This window comes from Oceanobacter sp. 5_MG-2023 (genome assembly GCF_030548165.1).
In the GTDB taxonomy this organism is placed as follows: Bacteria; Pseudomonadota; Gammaproteobacteria; order Pseudomonadales; family Oceanobacteraceae; genus Oceanobacter.
This window is the reverse complement of sequence record NZ_JAUORS010000004.1, coordinates 114,467-128,393: the sequence shown is the minus strand read 5'-3', so window position 1 is coordinate 128,393 and position 13,927 is coordinate 114,467. Positions and strand designations below refer to the sequence as shown.

Sequence of the window (13,927 nt, the reverse complement as noted above, 5' to 3'; positions counted from 1 at the left end):
CTGGGCACTCTTTACAATCAACGATATTGCCGCAAATACCAGTATTCAAAAAAGCGCTTGGCGTAATGCATCAGCCGGAGCGGAGGTAATAACAGACTCTTACGCTCCGTACGCTTGATTAAAATACCCTGTGACAAGATATCGATAATGCACACCAGCTCGTGCTTAAAGGTCTCAAACTGCTGCGAACCTTTCAGCTCTGCCAGCAGATTACGACTGGCGGCCTTCGCCTGAAGGTCCGCCATATGCGCCTGCTTCGCCTGCCACTCCGGCCCCGGATAACTACCGGAATCCCCGGAGACATAGGTTTTATCCATGCCCTCAACCTGACAATATTCATTCGCCTTGATCAGGCCACCTTCCGACTTGGCAATGGCTGACTCCTGCGACCAGGCGGGGCCAGTCATACCCGGCATAAACAGAATCAGATCCGCGTCGATTGCTCCGCCTTCAGTAATCACTTTATTGGCTTCAAAGCCTTTCATCTTGTTACCCAAATGGGTGCGGATGCCCCGTTCGGCCATCATTTTCAGCACCGCATCAGGCACCTTGTCGCCCAACCGTTTCGCCGGTTTTGGTGACGGGTTGAAAAATACCAGCTCAAACTTATCGCGCCGGCCCTGACGGCGCAGCAGGGTTTCAATACCAAACAGAAACTCGAACATTGGACCGCCACGCATGGCAGAAGGCTCATTCGGATTGGCGCCAAAACCGATGGCAATGGTTCCGCCCGGCATAGCGTTAAGCCGGTCACGGATAGCTTCAGCGGCAGAAATACCTTCACAGGGCGTAATGGCATGCTCAATACCCGGCAGTTTTTTAATAAAACGGCCGCCAGACGCAATAATCAGCCCATCGTTACTGAAGTCACCCTGATTGGTTTTCACGGTACGACCCTGATCCAGAACATCCTCCACCCTCGCGGCAATATGCTTAACATTCTGACGGTGGAAGAAGTTGGTCAGATCAATGATCAGATCTTCCCCTTTACGCAGGCCTGAAGGAATCCAGATCAGACTGGGCAGGTACACCAGCTCCTGAGAAGGAGAAATCACGGTAATCTCCGCATCTGGAGCGAGTTTACGGATCTCCTGAATCGCAGTCAGTGCGGCAAATCCAGAACCAAGTATCGTGATATTCATAACTTTCTCCTTGTATCCCCGAGGATAAACAGAACAGCTGCTAACACCTCTGTCTGATGGCAAAACAATATAACCAACAAGGAATATAACTCACTCTGCTCGCCGGATATACAACAACAGAGCCATCAGAGACAGCGACATATTGCCGCACCGTTGCTGGGTGATGTGATATCAGTACCAGAGTCCATTTTGAAGGCCGGATAGACAAGTACGTGGATTTGTGAGAATGAGCTGACACAGAACTTTGAACATCTTCTAGCCGGGCCAAGAAAGATGTTGGTGGTTATCTGATGGACTACTACAACCGGCAGCGACCTCATACATTCAACGACGGCATTTCGCCCGTTGCGGCTGAGGAAAACTTTAAAATACTGCCCGGGATTAGTTGACCACTACACAGCTACGCTCTGGCTTGCCCTAGCAAGTTGGCTCAACAGCCTTCAATAACCACTATAACTCCATCGCTATAAAGTCGCCCCACAGCGCCGGAGTTATATATGGAATTCCAGAAACCATCATCTTTGCCACTGCCAAGCGCAGAAGAATATGAGGAGCTACCCCAATATGTGGAGCAACCCCCACTCCCTTTTAGCAGAACCAACCATCTACGAGATGGAACGTCGCGGGGATTTCCTGCGCCGCTTCAATCTGACACCCCGCTGCGTGGCGTGAGACCTGGAGGAAGTAGAGGAGTGGATCGTGGAACGCAAGCGACAATCCCGATCAGGAAAGCTGCCTCCACTCCAGGTCCAGATGTGAGGCAGCGCATCATCCGCCCGGTGCGCTCTCGCAATAACTGAGTTTAAGGCTATGCCGTCAGCAACTCCATGTTATCCCGTCTGCTCCTCGGGTGCCGGATTGCCTCCTTGGTGATGTTCACTTCCAATGCCACTTGAGCGATTTCCAGTATGCCAACATCAATCTGGTAGCCCCCTCGCGCCTTCAGCCAATCCAGTACTTCCGCCAGATGCCAGATCGAGGCGCTACCCTCGTGAACCGGCATTGGGAATGTTACCCGATGAGCAAGCATGAGCTTGCGCATTGCCTGACGAGAAACTCCCACCAAATCGGCGACGTCCGTCAAACCGACAAGGTCCGGGGAAGCCTCAATCAGGCGCGCGGAGGGAACAGCACTTTTGACATCGGCCAGGGCAGTGCGAACTGCTTCCTCGGCGCTGTCTGCCTCGCGGGAGAATTCAAGCGCCAAGCGACCTGGCTGTCCCACACCGACGAGGGCGTCATCACAACCAGCGGCACCCAATCGTTCGACGAGTGCATCCAAGTCGCTGTCGTAGTCAGCCAATTGGTATTTCAGCGTAAAAATATATTCCATAGCTCAATCCTCCGACTCCGTATCACCCCGGCGCTGGTGAGTGGAACACTTGTCCACCACCCTGCGCAGCGCTCGTGCGTGACTGCCGGGATTTCTCGGCGTGCTCCACACACTGGCGATACAGAACTCACCACAACGGCATTCATCATCATTGTAAGGGCAGTAGATCTTGCCCCAGGCATGACTACCACCCACCTCGACTCGCCAGCCCTCCTCTTCCGCATGCTTGAGCGCGGCTTCAATTTCCTTCTTCGGATGTGATGAGCGAGTCATTCCTTGTCTCCAGTATGGGGATGGCGCCCAGGGTTGTCAATTGACAACCCTGGGTTACAGAAAGCGTCCTGCTAGTTATCCGGGGAGTTTACCAAACAGCCGAAGGACTCACTCAAAGTAAGTCTTTCGGCTTCCCCATAAACCACTTGGTCATGACCAATACGCCACCCAGACGACCACAAGCCAACAATCACCATGACCACGGCACTCATACCGATGCCTTTAATACAGGCACCGACATTGTCGACGGCATCAAGGTCGGAATGCAGCTACCCCCTTCCGCCCAAACATCAATCATATTGGCCCACTCTTGCATCATGTGCCGACGCTGCTCGGTATACTCCGCTTTGTTGTACACCGCCCGAGAGGAGCAGTCATCCTCGTGGGCCGGGCCTTTTCGATCCAGTTGCGATTGAAATCGACTTCGTTGAGTAAGGTGGATCCGGTGCGACGCAAATCATGGACGGTGAAAGGCTCCAGCGGCAAACCTTTCTCCCACTCCTGTTCCGAAACCTTCAGGGTCACTCGGTTCAGGGTCCCGATGGACATGCATTGTTGGTAACACATTGGTCACCATCATAGCGAGCAGGAACAGGTACTTGGATCCACCGGCACAGGTCTTGATCGCACCAGGATGTCCAACGCCTGCTGGGACAAATATACATTGTGAGGGAAGCGCCGTTTCATCCGTTCCTTCGGAATGCTCCATACCCGGTCTCGAAATCCACTTCATCCCAGGTCGCCTTTAGCAACTCGGCTTTTCTCACCAGGGTCAGCAGGATCATGCGCAGCCCCAGGCGAATGGTCGGCGATGTGGGTATGGTGTCCATTTCGTGGACCATCAGCCGGATCTCCGAGGGTGACAGCGCGCGGTCCTTGGGTGCAAAAGTGGCAATGGATGACGGCATCACCTCATCGGCCGGATTGGCCACTTTATCGCCGTGCATGATGGCGTGTGCGTAGACCTGCTTGACGATATCGCGGACGTGGATCGCGGTTGCCCCGCGCTTTTTCACCTTCATACACAGGGCGCGGAGGTCGTCGGGTGTGATTTCAGCCAGCAGACGGTTCTTGAAAGCGGGCAGGATGTCGCGGTCGGCAACCTTGTAGGTAGCGCCATTGGGCTTGAGTTTGCGTAGCGCTGTATCGGTCAACATATCAGGTTTCTCCTGTATTTACGGTTTGTTACCGTCAAGGGTCAGGAGTCCTGATGATGCCCCTAAGTTCTTGATATCAAAAGAAGTTAGGGCGTAGTTTTACCGTCATGCCGAAAAAAGGCATGACGGTAAATGGGAGAGTCTTAATCCGGGGAATTCGCGATACCGTCGCTTTTACCGACAAATGTTCCTGCTTGCCGCCGATAGCCACCAATAGGTAATGAGACGTAAATTTAGATAAATCATAAACTTACATTTTTTTTCGATTGCTGCCGATAGTCCCTGAAAGACCTTATTTCACTCCCACTCCAATATCAATAAGAACAAATTTCATATATAAACCAGACAGTTATAGATACGGCACTTCTGAATACCATCATCTATATCATACTCAGATTTTTTTTGGTTTTTTGCTGTTCGTCGGCGTTTCAGCTCAGCCTTGGCCCAAGCGGAGGATTCAGCCATGTCCCTACGCAAATCATTTGCCTCATCTACAGTCAACTGTCGCACAGCCGCCCCGTTCACAGGGTAGCCATCTGCATCATCGCAGCAGCTCAGTCGCTCTTGGTCTGATATAGAGGTACCGCGCCTTTTCAGCCCACGGACTGCGAAACCTAATTTGCCCATCCAACCCTCTTAAATGGTATTTCAACGGACAATTTTAGCAATTTTTAGATGCCATCGATTCCATACCATACCATTCTATGCTACACAATATATCTGTGCTAGCACCGAACGCTCAACATCTTAAGGCATTATAACGTTATGTACATTCGTCAAGTATCTATTGTTAACTATAAGAACTTCAAAAAAGCAAAGTTTTGGTTTAAAGGAAATGCCGTAAACAATATTATTGGTGAAAATGCATCAGGAAAAACTAACGTTTTTCAGGCCATGAGATTAATTCTGGATGATTCATTACCAGCAAATGCGAAATTTCTTTCTAAGGATGACTTTCACAGAGGACTAGGAGAACCTTTCGGACACTGGGTTGTAATCGCAATTGATTTTGAAGGTTTAGACGAGACAGAAGAACAACAAGTATTAGCAAACTATATTCTGAATGATGGTGAAGAACCAAAAGCTTCCACTGATGGAACTTATACTTTTATTTTCAGACCGAAATTCGCGTTCCGTCAAGAATTATACGAAATCAGCAACGATCATTCAGACTTCTCTCTACGAAAAGAAAAAATACTTAATTTCTGTTCTTCTAACTCCATATCGAGAGAAACTTACGAGCCAGTAGCTTTTGTCCGAACAAAGTTAGATTTTACTGATGAGGCAACTTACAAACTATATGCAGGTGATTTTGACCAGTACACATTTCCTAATCCAAACCTTGAAAGTGAAGCGCTCATTGGAAATAGAAAGCCACCATACTTCTCTTTAATAAATGAAGTTGCCTGCACATATGTTAAAGCACTTAGAAATGTTGTTGCAGACCTTAAATATTATAAAACCAACCCACTTTACAAACTACTTACCCTAAAAAGCAAGCAAATTTCCGACGACAAAAGTGTCGTTGATGATATAGTTGATGTAAACAAAAAAATATCTTCGATACCGGAGATAGAAACCTTAAGTAATGATATTGCTCGCTCTCTTGTTAACACCATAGGATCGACATACTCACCTAAAATTCAGGTTTCATCTCAGCTTCCTGAAGACTTTGTCGAACTAGTACAATCTCTTGGGTTGGTGGTAGAGGATTCGTTGAGCTACCAGGGTACTGGCAGAATAGAGGATCTAAGCTTGGGCGGAGCAAACCTAATATATTTAGCTCTAAAATTATATGAATATGAAGCAATTCGAGATAGCGAAGAACACATCACCCATTTTTTAATGATTGAAGAGCCAGAAGCACATATTCATACACACATTCAAAAAACCCTTTTCGAGAACTTCAACTTTAGAAATACGCAAGTATTTGTTTCAACCCACTCTACACAAATAAGTTCTGTTTCCAACATTTCCTCCATGAATATACTTTCAAGAAAGGATACAATTACAGAAGTATACTCACCTTCGAATAAGTTAAAACCTGAAAACATTTTATGTATAGAGAGATACTTAGATGCAGTTCGAAGTGATCTCCTATTTGCTAAAAGCGTAATACTAGTTGAGGGTGACGCCGAACTTATACTAATTCCTGCTTTGGTTAAAGAAACACTAGGCATAAGTTTTGAAGAAATGGGAATAAGCCTGATAAAAATGGATGGCACTGTATTCAAGCATATATCTGATCTTTTCCATAAGGACAGAATTAGAAGCTATTGTTCAATACTCACCGATTTAGATAAAGCATTTATAACAGAAGCCAATGACACCTTCGCAACTCCTGAGTATATAAAGTCACAACTAAACGCACAAAAATCAGGAGCTAAACGAAAAGAAGCTTTAGATGACTATACAATTAAAAACCCTTACGTTGAAGCCTTTTATGCAGAAAACACATTCGAGACTGAGTTAATTAGTCACATAGAGAATGTAGAGCTATTCAAATCAGTAATAACACCTTCTTATACCCAAGACGCGGCCCGCGAAAAAGTGTTAAAAAACATAGAATCAAAGGATAATCCCACCAAATACAACCAAGCTTTAAAGTTCGCCAAAAAAATAGGAAAAGGTTGGCTTGCTGCAAAAATGGTTGGTCATCTTAATATTGAAAATGTCATCCCTGAATATATTCTTAGAGCAATAAAATTTTCTCTTTCAGATAGAGATTTGCAGCTCATAACGTCAAAAATGATGGAATACAATATCAGCTTGATGTCACAGGAAATACAAGATGAAATAAATGGGAAGGAGAGCTTTGAGGAAAAAGTTACTTCCTATAAGTCATACTACAATGATGATACTTTCATTCGGTTCATGGAAATATAATGCCTTATAGAAATCTAACATCAGAACAAATGGAAGCAGTTATCTACAATAATAACATGTTACTTTCTGCATGTCCCGGTTCTGGAAAGACGAGGACTCTTGTATCAAAGCTTTATCACATAATCGACCACTCCGATGACCTATCCATAGGAAAGCGAAAAATTATCGCCATAACATATACAAATATTGCGGCAGACACAATAAAAGAAAGGCTTTTATCATTTGGCGTAGAAAGCAAATCCTTATGGGTAGGAACAATACATTCACTTTGCCTACAATGGATAATCAACCCAAATATTAACCTAGTTCCAAGGTTATGTGGTGGATTCACTGTTATAGATGAGCATGAAAGGGATGCAAAAATTTCCGAACTTAAAGAATTTTATAATTTCGGTTTTTTTGATTCGATAAATACATCTCTCACACAGAGCTACAAGCCTAGATACCCAGTAGGAACAAAATATCACAGCCTGGTCACTGACTACCATAATTATCTAGATGACAATAATTATATAGATTTTGATTTAATTCTTAATATTAGCTATCGGCTACTACAGTCCAATCCGAAACTTTGCAATCGTTTAAGCAGGCTTTTTTATCACATACTCGTTGATGAGTACCAAGACACATCAAAAATACAATATGAAATACTAAAACTTATTGTGATAAGAAAACATACAAAAATCACACTGATAGGCGATAAAGAACAAGCAATATATACAGGATTAGGTGCAATCGTTAAAGACAAAGATGAACTAGAAACTTTCTTTGAACTAGATACGGCACTTGAGGAAAAACGTCTGACTGGCTGCTTTCGAAGTAGCCAGAGAATTATCGATCATTACATAAAATATCAAGACGAAGGTTATGCGGTAAAATCTGAATCCGATATTCATGACTTTCCATCTGTGGTTCATTTGGAAAATAAAATTCATAAATCGAACCTTCCAGAGTACATTAAAAACATCGTGGAGCATCACTTAAATCAAGGAATTCCTGAGAGTGAGATCGTTATACTTTGCCCTAGCTGGTTCGATGTTATTGGCGTTTCAAATAAACTAAATGATTTAGAAAAGGTTTTTAATATTGATGGCTTTCTGATTTCTCCAATTCCAAAAAATCAAGATAATGTTTGGCTCACCTTAATTCGGCTTGCCCTAACCAAACCGGACATCAAAAACTATTTAAAGAGAAGAAGATATTCAAGCGAACTATCAGAAAAAATAAATACCATAACTCAAGATGATGAGCTAACCTCATCCAAAAAAATCCTAAAAACAATAAATTCAATATGCGTAGAAAGTGATGATGAAATTGAAAACTGGATCGAAAACATCATTACAAATTTTTGCGATAAACTTAAGATAAGTCTAGACGCTGAAACTGTAGCCTATAGGGAAAAGGAGAGTTTAAAAAAATCCACATCTGAAAGAATAAAAAAATACAAGATGAATTATAGAGCCAGTGACCTAGAATCGTTCTTTTCCTCAGCTAGTGGTGTAAAAATAACCACATCCCATTCTACAAAGGGCGATGAATATGAAGTCGTCATATGCACTGGTTTATTACATGGAAAAATACCTCATTGGAATGACATAAGAAATCAAACCACTCAGCATCAAGACTATGTTGCTAGAAGGTTGCTTTATGTAATTTGTTCCCGTGCAAAAAAGCATCTTTACCTGATATCGGAACGAGGCCACCAAACAGGAAGCGGCTTTTCATATACTCCTACCCAACAGCTCTAAAATCGTTTTAACATTACCACCAAAAAGAAAATAAAACAGGGCGGAAATACTGCCCTGTTTAATCAAAAACATTTAACTTCTAATCTAATGTCTTTTGCCATTGTATATTGCCATATTACATTATCGCCTGCCGGATAGTTGTTAACGCCAGCTGGAAGTCATCCGGAGTTGCTCGCCAGTTTCAGCCTGGTAGTACAGGATCGTGAACATATTGGCGACCGCCTCCGCGACTGGCAAAACCTGCCGGGCGGTTTCCTGGTCGATGAACTCCAGGGCGGCCAGCTTGATCGCAGCCTGATGAATTGCTTGCTGAACTTCGATATTATGTGTGGTTGTCATGTGTCACCTCTCTGTCAGGTGGTATGTGAAAATGCGGGCCGGTGCACCATCACCGGCCCGTGTGCTTTCTAACTACTTGCGTCGGCCAAACGGCCAGCGTCTCATTTTTTGATCGACCGATCTCGTCATGTCCTTGTAGGCACGCCCGGCCAACCTGTTTTGGAATACCTCCATTTTAACGGCAATGGCTTTCATCTTCGGGCCGTGTCCGGTGTTGTGCAGCCACTGCCCCAAAAAATAGAAGGCCAGCATCACAATGAACATCATTGCGAAGAAACCAAATACCTCCGCAAGGTTTTGAGGTGGAAAGCTAAACTCCATAATCAGTAATCCTTATCTAGTTAGGCCATGCGACCCTTTTTAACAAAACTGGTAACCTCTTCGTTGCGCTCCTGCTGGCGTTCCTGGGCATACGACACGTAGTCCTCAACGTCGAAGGTGTGCTTTTCGGGTTGCGTCGAGCAGCCCAGAGGTAGTGATATTGATCAGGATTGTGCATGGTGCTTGGAGAAAATAATACCACCGCTATGCCACGCTCATGCGGTGCTTCCCGCTGCCATCAGTTGCCAAATACTGCCAGAAATAAAAACAAAAAAGCCCATGAAAACATGAGCTTAAATGTGTTTTTTGCCAGTTACTACCAGCCAGAGACTAACGGGTGATTATTCCCACTCGATCGTCGCAGGTGGCTTGCTCGACACGTCGTAGGTCACGCGGGAGACGTGTTCTATTTCGTTGATAATGCGGTTGGATACTTTTTCCAGCAGTTCGTAAGGCAAGTGCGCCCAACGGGCGGTCATAAAGTCGATGGTTTCGACGGCACGCAGGGCAATCACCCATTCGTAACGACGCTGGTCGCCCACGACGCCAACGGACTTTTGCGGAATAAATACCGCGAAGGCCTGGCTGGTTTTGTGGTACCAGTCGAAGTTATGCAGTTCTTCAATAAAGATGGCATCGGCTTCGCGCAGGATATCGGCGTATTCTTTTTTCACTTCGCCCAGAATACGAACACCCAGGCCCGGCCCCGGGAATGGGTGGCGGTAAACCATGTCGTATGGCAGACCGAGTTCCAGGCCGATTTTGCGCACTTCGTCTTTGAACAGTTCCCGTAATGGCTCAACCAGTGCCATTTTCATATCGTCTGGCAGGCCGCCAACGTTATGGTGGGATTTGATCACGTGGGCCTTGCCGGTTTTGGAGGCGGCGGATTCAATCACGTCCGGGTAGATGGTGCCTTGCGCCAGGAAGTGAACGTCCTTGAGCTTGGTGGCTTCGGCGTCAAAAACGTCGATAAAGTTGCCGCCAATAACCTTGCGTTTGGCTTCCGGGTCAGAGACTCCAGCCAGCGCTCCCAGGAACAGCGCTTCTGCATCGGCACGAATGACTTTAACGCCCATGTTGTTGGCGAACATTTCCATCACCATGTCGCCTTCGTTCTTGCGCAACAGGCCGTTATCGACAAATACACAGGTGAGCTGGTCGCCGATTGCCTTGTGCAACAAAGCCGCCACCACCGAGGAGTCAACACCACCAGACAGGCCGAGCAATACTTTTTGCTCACCTACCTGGGCGCGGACTTTTTCGATCTGGTCTTCGATGATTTTTGCCGGTGTCCAGAGTACTTCGCAGCCGCAGATATCCAGAATAAAACGTTCCAGAATGCGTTGGCCTTGCAGGCTGTGGGTCACTTCCGGGTGGAACTGGACGCCATAAAAATGCTTGTCGGCCAGGTACATACCGGCAATGGGGCATGATGGCGTCGAGGCCATCAGCTCAAAACCTTCCGGCATGGCGGATACCTTGTCGCCGTGACTCATCCAGACGTCGAGCAGCGATTGGCCGTCGTCGGTGATGTGATCCCGAATATCGTGGAACAGTTGACCATTCCCTTCCACCTGAATCTGGGCGTAGCCAAATTCACGAATGCTGGAACCTTGAACCTGACCACCCAACTGCTCGGCCATGGTTTGCATGCCGTAGCAGATACCCAGCACGGGTACGCCCAGGGTAAAGACACACTCCGGCGCTCGTGGTGATCCGGCCTCGGTAACGGACTCCGGGCCACCGGCCAGAATAATACCGCTTGGGTTGTATGCCAGAATTTCGGCTTCGTCCATGTCAAAGGCACGAATTTCCGAGAACACACCGATTTCGCGCACACGACGGGCAATCAGTTGGGTGTATTGGGAGCCAAAATCCAGAATCAGAATTTTCTGGGCGTGGATATCTTGAGACATAGGGTATCCATGAAAACCGGGCCTTGGCCCTGGGTGAATGTTCAGTTCAATGTAAAATGCAAAAAGGGGACGTTAATCCCCTCTCTTTTAATCCATATAATCCGTAGCGCTCGACCCCTGTGGGGTGGTTCCTCCCGGGCTTGCGCGCATAGCAACCGCACACAAGCCAGAGAGATACACGAATCAGTCACCAAGGCGGTAGTTAGGCGCTTCTTTGGTAATCTGTACATCGTGCACGTGGGATTCTTTCATGCCCGCGCCGGTGATCTGTACAAACTGGGGTTTGGTGCGCATATCGTCGATGGTCGCGCATCCGGTATAACCCATGGCGGCACGTACACCACCCATCAGCTGGTGAACCACATTTGACAGCGGGCCTTTGACGGCAATACGCCCTTCGATACCTTCAGGCACCAGCTTGTCGACGCCTTCTTTCTTGTCCTGGAAGTAGCGGTCGGAAGAGCCCTGGGTCTGACCCATGGCACCCAGTGACCCCATGCCACGGTAAGACTTGTAAGCACGACCCTGGAACAGTTCCACTTCGCCGGGGGCTTCGTCGGTACCGGCCAGCATGGAACCCACCATAATCACGGATGCACCGGCAACCAGTGCCTTGGCGATATCGCCCGAAAAGCGTACACCACCGTCAGCAATCACCGGAACGCCGTATTGTTCCATCGCTTCAGCCACGTTGGCTACGGCGCTGATTTGCGGTACACCCACACCGGCAACGATACGGGTGGTACAGATAGAACCGGGGCCAATACCGACTTTAACACCATCAGCACCGGCTTCTGCCAGCGCAATCGCGGCGTCAGCCGTGGCGATGTTGCCGCCAATTACCTGCACATTCGGGTATTTTTCCTTGATCATACGAACGCGGTCGATAACGCCAGTACCGTTCACGTTGGAGGTATGACCGTGGGCGGTATCCACAACGATGACATCAACACCGGCTGCGGCCAGGGCATCAACGCGTTCGTCGGTACCGGCACCGGTACCAACTGCGGCACCGACCAGCAAGCGGCCCTGATCATCCTTGGCGGCGTTCGGAGAGGCTTTGGCCTTGTCGATGTCCTTGACGGTCATCAAACCCACCAGCTTGCCGGCTTCGTCCAGTACCAGGACTTTTTCAATACGGTGCTTGTGCAGCAGATCCTGAACGGTCGCTGGGCTGGTGCCTTCAAGTACGGTGATCAGTTTTTCTTTCGGGGTCATCACGGAAGCAACGGTGGCTTCCAGATTTTTTTCAAAGCGCACATCACGACGGGTCACAATACCCACCAGCTCGCCATTATCGACCACTGGCATACCGGAAATATTGAGTTGGTCGGCCAGCGCCAGTACACCACTGATGGTGGTTGAGCTGGTTACGGTAATCGGGTCTTTGACGACGCCGCTTTCGTATTTTTTAACCTTGCGAACCTCGGCGGCCTGTTCTTCTGGCGTCAGGTTCTTGTGGATGATGCCCAGGCCACCTTCTTGCGCGATGGCGATGGCGAGACGGCCTTCGGTGACGGTATCCATTGCGGAAGAAATCAGTGGAATTTTCAGCTCAATACCACGGGTCAAACGAGTTTTCAGAGAAACCTGATTGGGTAGAACTTCAGAATAACCGGGAACCAATAGCACATCATCAAAAGTGAGTGCTTCCTGAGCGATTCGCAACATAGAGAGCCTTCCAGAATGGGGAAATTTGGGAGGTTACCCGAAGTCAAACGCGGTGACGGAAAGCCTAGATCGCTGGCCTGATCCGCCGGGAATATCACGTTTTTAAGCGACCCCGGAGAAACTTAGGCGCGGCATTGTACCCGGAAAGTCTTACTTCGACAACGCCGGACAGGAAAGTCCTGAGAGGAATTCCAGAGTCTGCTGGCGTACTTCCGGCTGGGCAAAAGCAGCGACATGGGGGCCGCTGGCTTCTATCCAGCAGGCAGGGCCAGTCAAATCGGAATACAGTGTTTTACCCTGCCCGATACGGATGACCTGATCCTCCGGGCTATGGATCACCAGTACCGGCACCGAAATCGCGGCGGCATAGGCATCGGGGTCCCAGTCGGATGGCAACAACCAGGTGGCAGGCATCAGGGCCCAGCCGATCCAGCTGCGTGAGAACATATCTCTGGCTACCTCAGCGTAGCGGGCCGGTGGCGCTTCCAGCACCAGGGCATCAATGCCATAACGCGCGGCGGAGTCGGCAACAAAAGGTACCGCCAGGCCGGCACCGATACTTTGCCCCATTACCACCAAAGGCCGTTCAGGAAAACGTTGCTGCAACCACGCTGCGGCTGCGTGAAGGTCCTGCAGCACATCCGGCAATAACGGCTGCCCCTGCGAAGCACCAAAACCCCGATAATCCAGCGCCAACAAGCCAACCCCTTGTGCGGGTAACCAGGCAACACTGAGCAGGTGGGAGCTGATATTTTCTGCGTTACCGTGTAGATACAGCACCACGGGTAGCGGCTCCTCGGTGTCGGTGTGTGCGGTCTCTGCAGACAATCCGGGGATTACGGAGTCAGTGCCGTGAGCCTTTTGCCCCGGCAACCACCAGGCATGCAGCAAGGTGCCATCGGCGGCAGTCAGCTCAACATCGTCATACGCCAGCCCCAGGGCGGCGGGTGTTCGAACCCAGACCTGCTGCGGGTGAAAATACAGGCGCGTCAGCGAAGCACAGCCCGTCATCAATACCAGCAAGCCGATCGTACCAGCCATCACAAAACCGCCACGCCACCAACGGCGTAATGCCATCACAACCAGATCCTCACTTTTACGCCATCCAAACCCAAGACATCACAACCAGGCTGTTCAC

10 protein-coding genes and 3 pseudogenes are annotated in these 13,927 nt (G+C 48.3%); 3 read left to right on the top strand and 10 right to left on the bottom strand.

What is annotated here, in order from left to right; genetic code table 11:
- Positions 1-17 precede the first annotated feature (17 nt).
- Positions 18-1,142, bottom strand: coding sequence for an NAD(P)/FAD-dependent oxidoreductase (locus Q4551_RS04490; protein ID WP_303432014.1), 1,125 nt, complete (start codon positions 1,140-1,142; stop codon positions 18-20).
- Positions 1,143-1,405: 263 nt separating this feature from the next.
- Here Q4551_RS04490 and Q4551_RS04485 point away from each other — a divergent pair.
- Positions 1,406-1,531, top strand: a pseudogene (locus Q4551_RS04485) (IS3 family transposase); the annotation flags it as partial.
- 419 nt (positions 1,532-1,950) lie between these two features.
- On the opposite strand, the gene Q4551_RS04480 reads toward Q4551_RS04485, so the two are convergent.
- From Q4551_RS04480 to Q4551_RS04470, 3 genes are all read right to left on the bottom strand, one after another.
- Complete coding sequence (locus tag Q4551_RS04480; RefSeq protein ID WP_303432013.1) at positions 1,951-2,475, bottom strand: AlpA family transcriptional regulator; 525 nt, start codon at positions 2,473-2,475, stop codon at positions 1,951-1,953.
- A gap of 3 nt (positions 2,476-2,478) precedes the next feature.
- Positions 2,479-2,748 carry a hypothetical protein gene (locus Q4551_RS04475; RefSeq protein ID WP_076517519.1) on the bottom strand — a complete coding sequence of 90 codons (270 nt, stop codon included), beginning with the start codon at positions 2,746-2,748 and terminating at the stop codon, positions 2,479-2,481.
- A 683-nt stretch (positions 2,749-3,431) separates the two neighbouring features.
- Positions 3,432-3,905: a hypothetical protein gene (locus Q4551_RS04470; protein WP_303432012.1), complete on the bottom strand. Its 474-nt coding sequence runs from the start codon at positions 3,903-3,905 to the stop codon at positions 3,432-3,434.
- Positions 3,906-4,670: 765 nt separating this feature from the next.
- On the opposite strand from Q4551_RS04470, the gene Q4551_RS04465 reads away from it, so the two are divergent.
- Both Q4551_RS04465 and Q4551_RS04460 read left to right on the top strand, forming a co-directional pair.
- Positions 4,671-6,791 carry an ATP-dependent endonuclease gene (locus Q4551_RS04465; protein ID WP_303432011.1) on the top strand — a complete coding sequence of 707 codons (2,121 nt, stop codon included), beginning with the start codon at positions 4,671-4,673 and terminating at the stop codon, positions 6,789-6,791.
- Complete coding sequence (locus tag Q4551_RS04460) at positions 6,791-8,539, top strand: UvrD-helicase domain-containing protein (RefSeq protein ID WP_303432010.1); 1,749 nt, start codon at positions 6,791-6,793, stop codon at positions 8,537-8,539. Before Q4551_RS04465 ends, Q4551_RS04460 begins: the two co-directional genes overlap by 1 nt.
- A gap of 115 nt (positions 8,540-8,654) precedes the next feature.
- Here the strand turns inward: Q4551_RS04460 and Q4551_RS04455 are convergent.
- From Q4551_RS04455 to Q4551_RS04430, 6 genes and pseudogenes are all read right to left on the bottom strand, one after another.
- Positions 8,655-8,878 (bottom strand): annotated as a pseudogene (locus Q4551_RS04455) (type I toxin-antitoxin system ptaRNA1 family toxin).
- Between the two features lie 72 nt (positions 8,879-8,950).
- Positions 8,951-9,199, bottom strand: coding sequence for a hypothetical protein (locus Q4551_RS04450; RefSeq protein WP_303432009.1), 249 nt, complete (start codon positions 9,197-9,199; stop codon positions 8,951-8,953).
- Between the two features lie 20 nt (positions 9,200-9,219).
- Positions 9,220-9,330: pseudogene (locus Q4551_RS04445) on the bottom strand (conjugal transfer protein TrbL); the annotation flags it as partial.
- A gap of 210 nt (positions 9,331-9,540) precedes the next feature.
- Positions 9,541-11,118, bottom strand: a complete 1,578-nt coding sequence (gene guaA, locus Q4551_RS04440; protein WP_303432008.1) for a glutamine-hydrolyzing GMP synthase — start codon at positions 11,116-11,118, stop codon at positions 9,541-9,543.
- Positions 11,119-11,301: 183 nt separating this feature from the next.
- Positions 11,302-12,789 carry an IMP dehydrogenase gene (guaB, locus tag Q4551_RS04435; RefSeq protein ID WP_303432007.1) on the bottom strand — a complete coding sequence of 496 codons (1,488 nt, stop codon included), beginning with the start codon at positions 12,787-12,789 and terminating at the stop codon, positions 11,302-11,304.
- A 150-nt stretch (positions 12,790-12,939) separates the two neighbouring features.
- Complete coding sequence (locus Q4551_RS04430; protein ID WP_303432006.1) at positions 12,940-13,866, bottom strand: alpha/beta hydrolase; 927 nt, start codon at positions 13,864-13,866, stop codon at positions 12,940-12,942.
- Between the last annotated feature and the right edge of the window lie 61 nt (positions 13,867-13,927).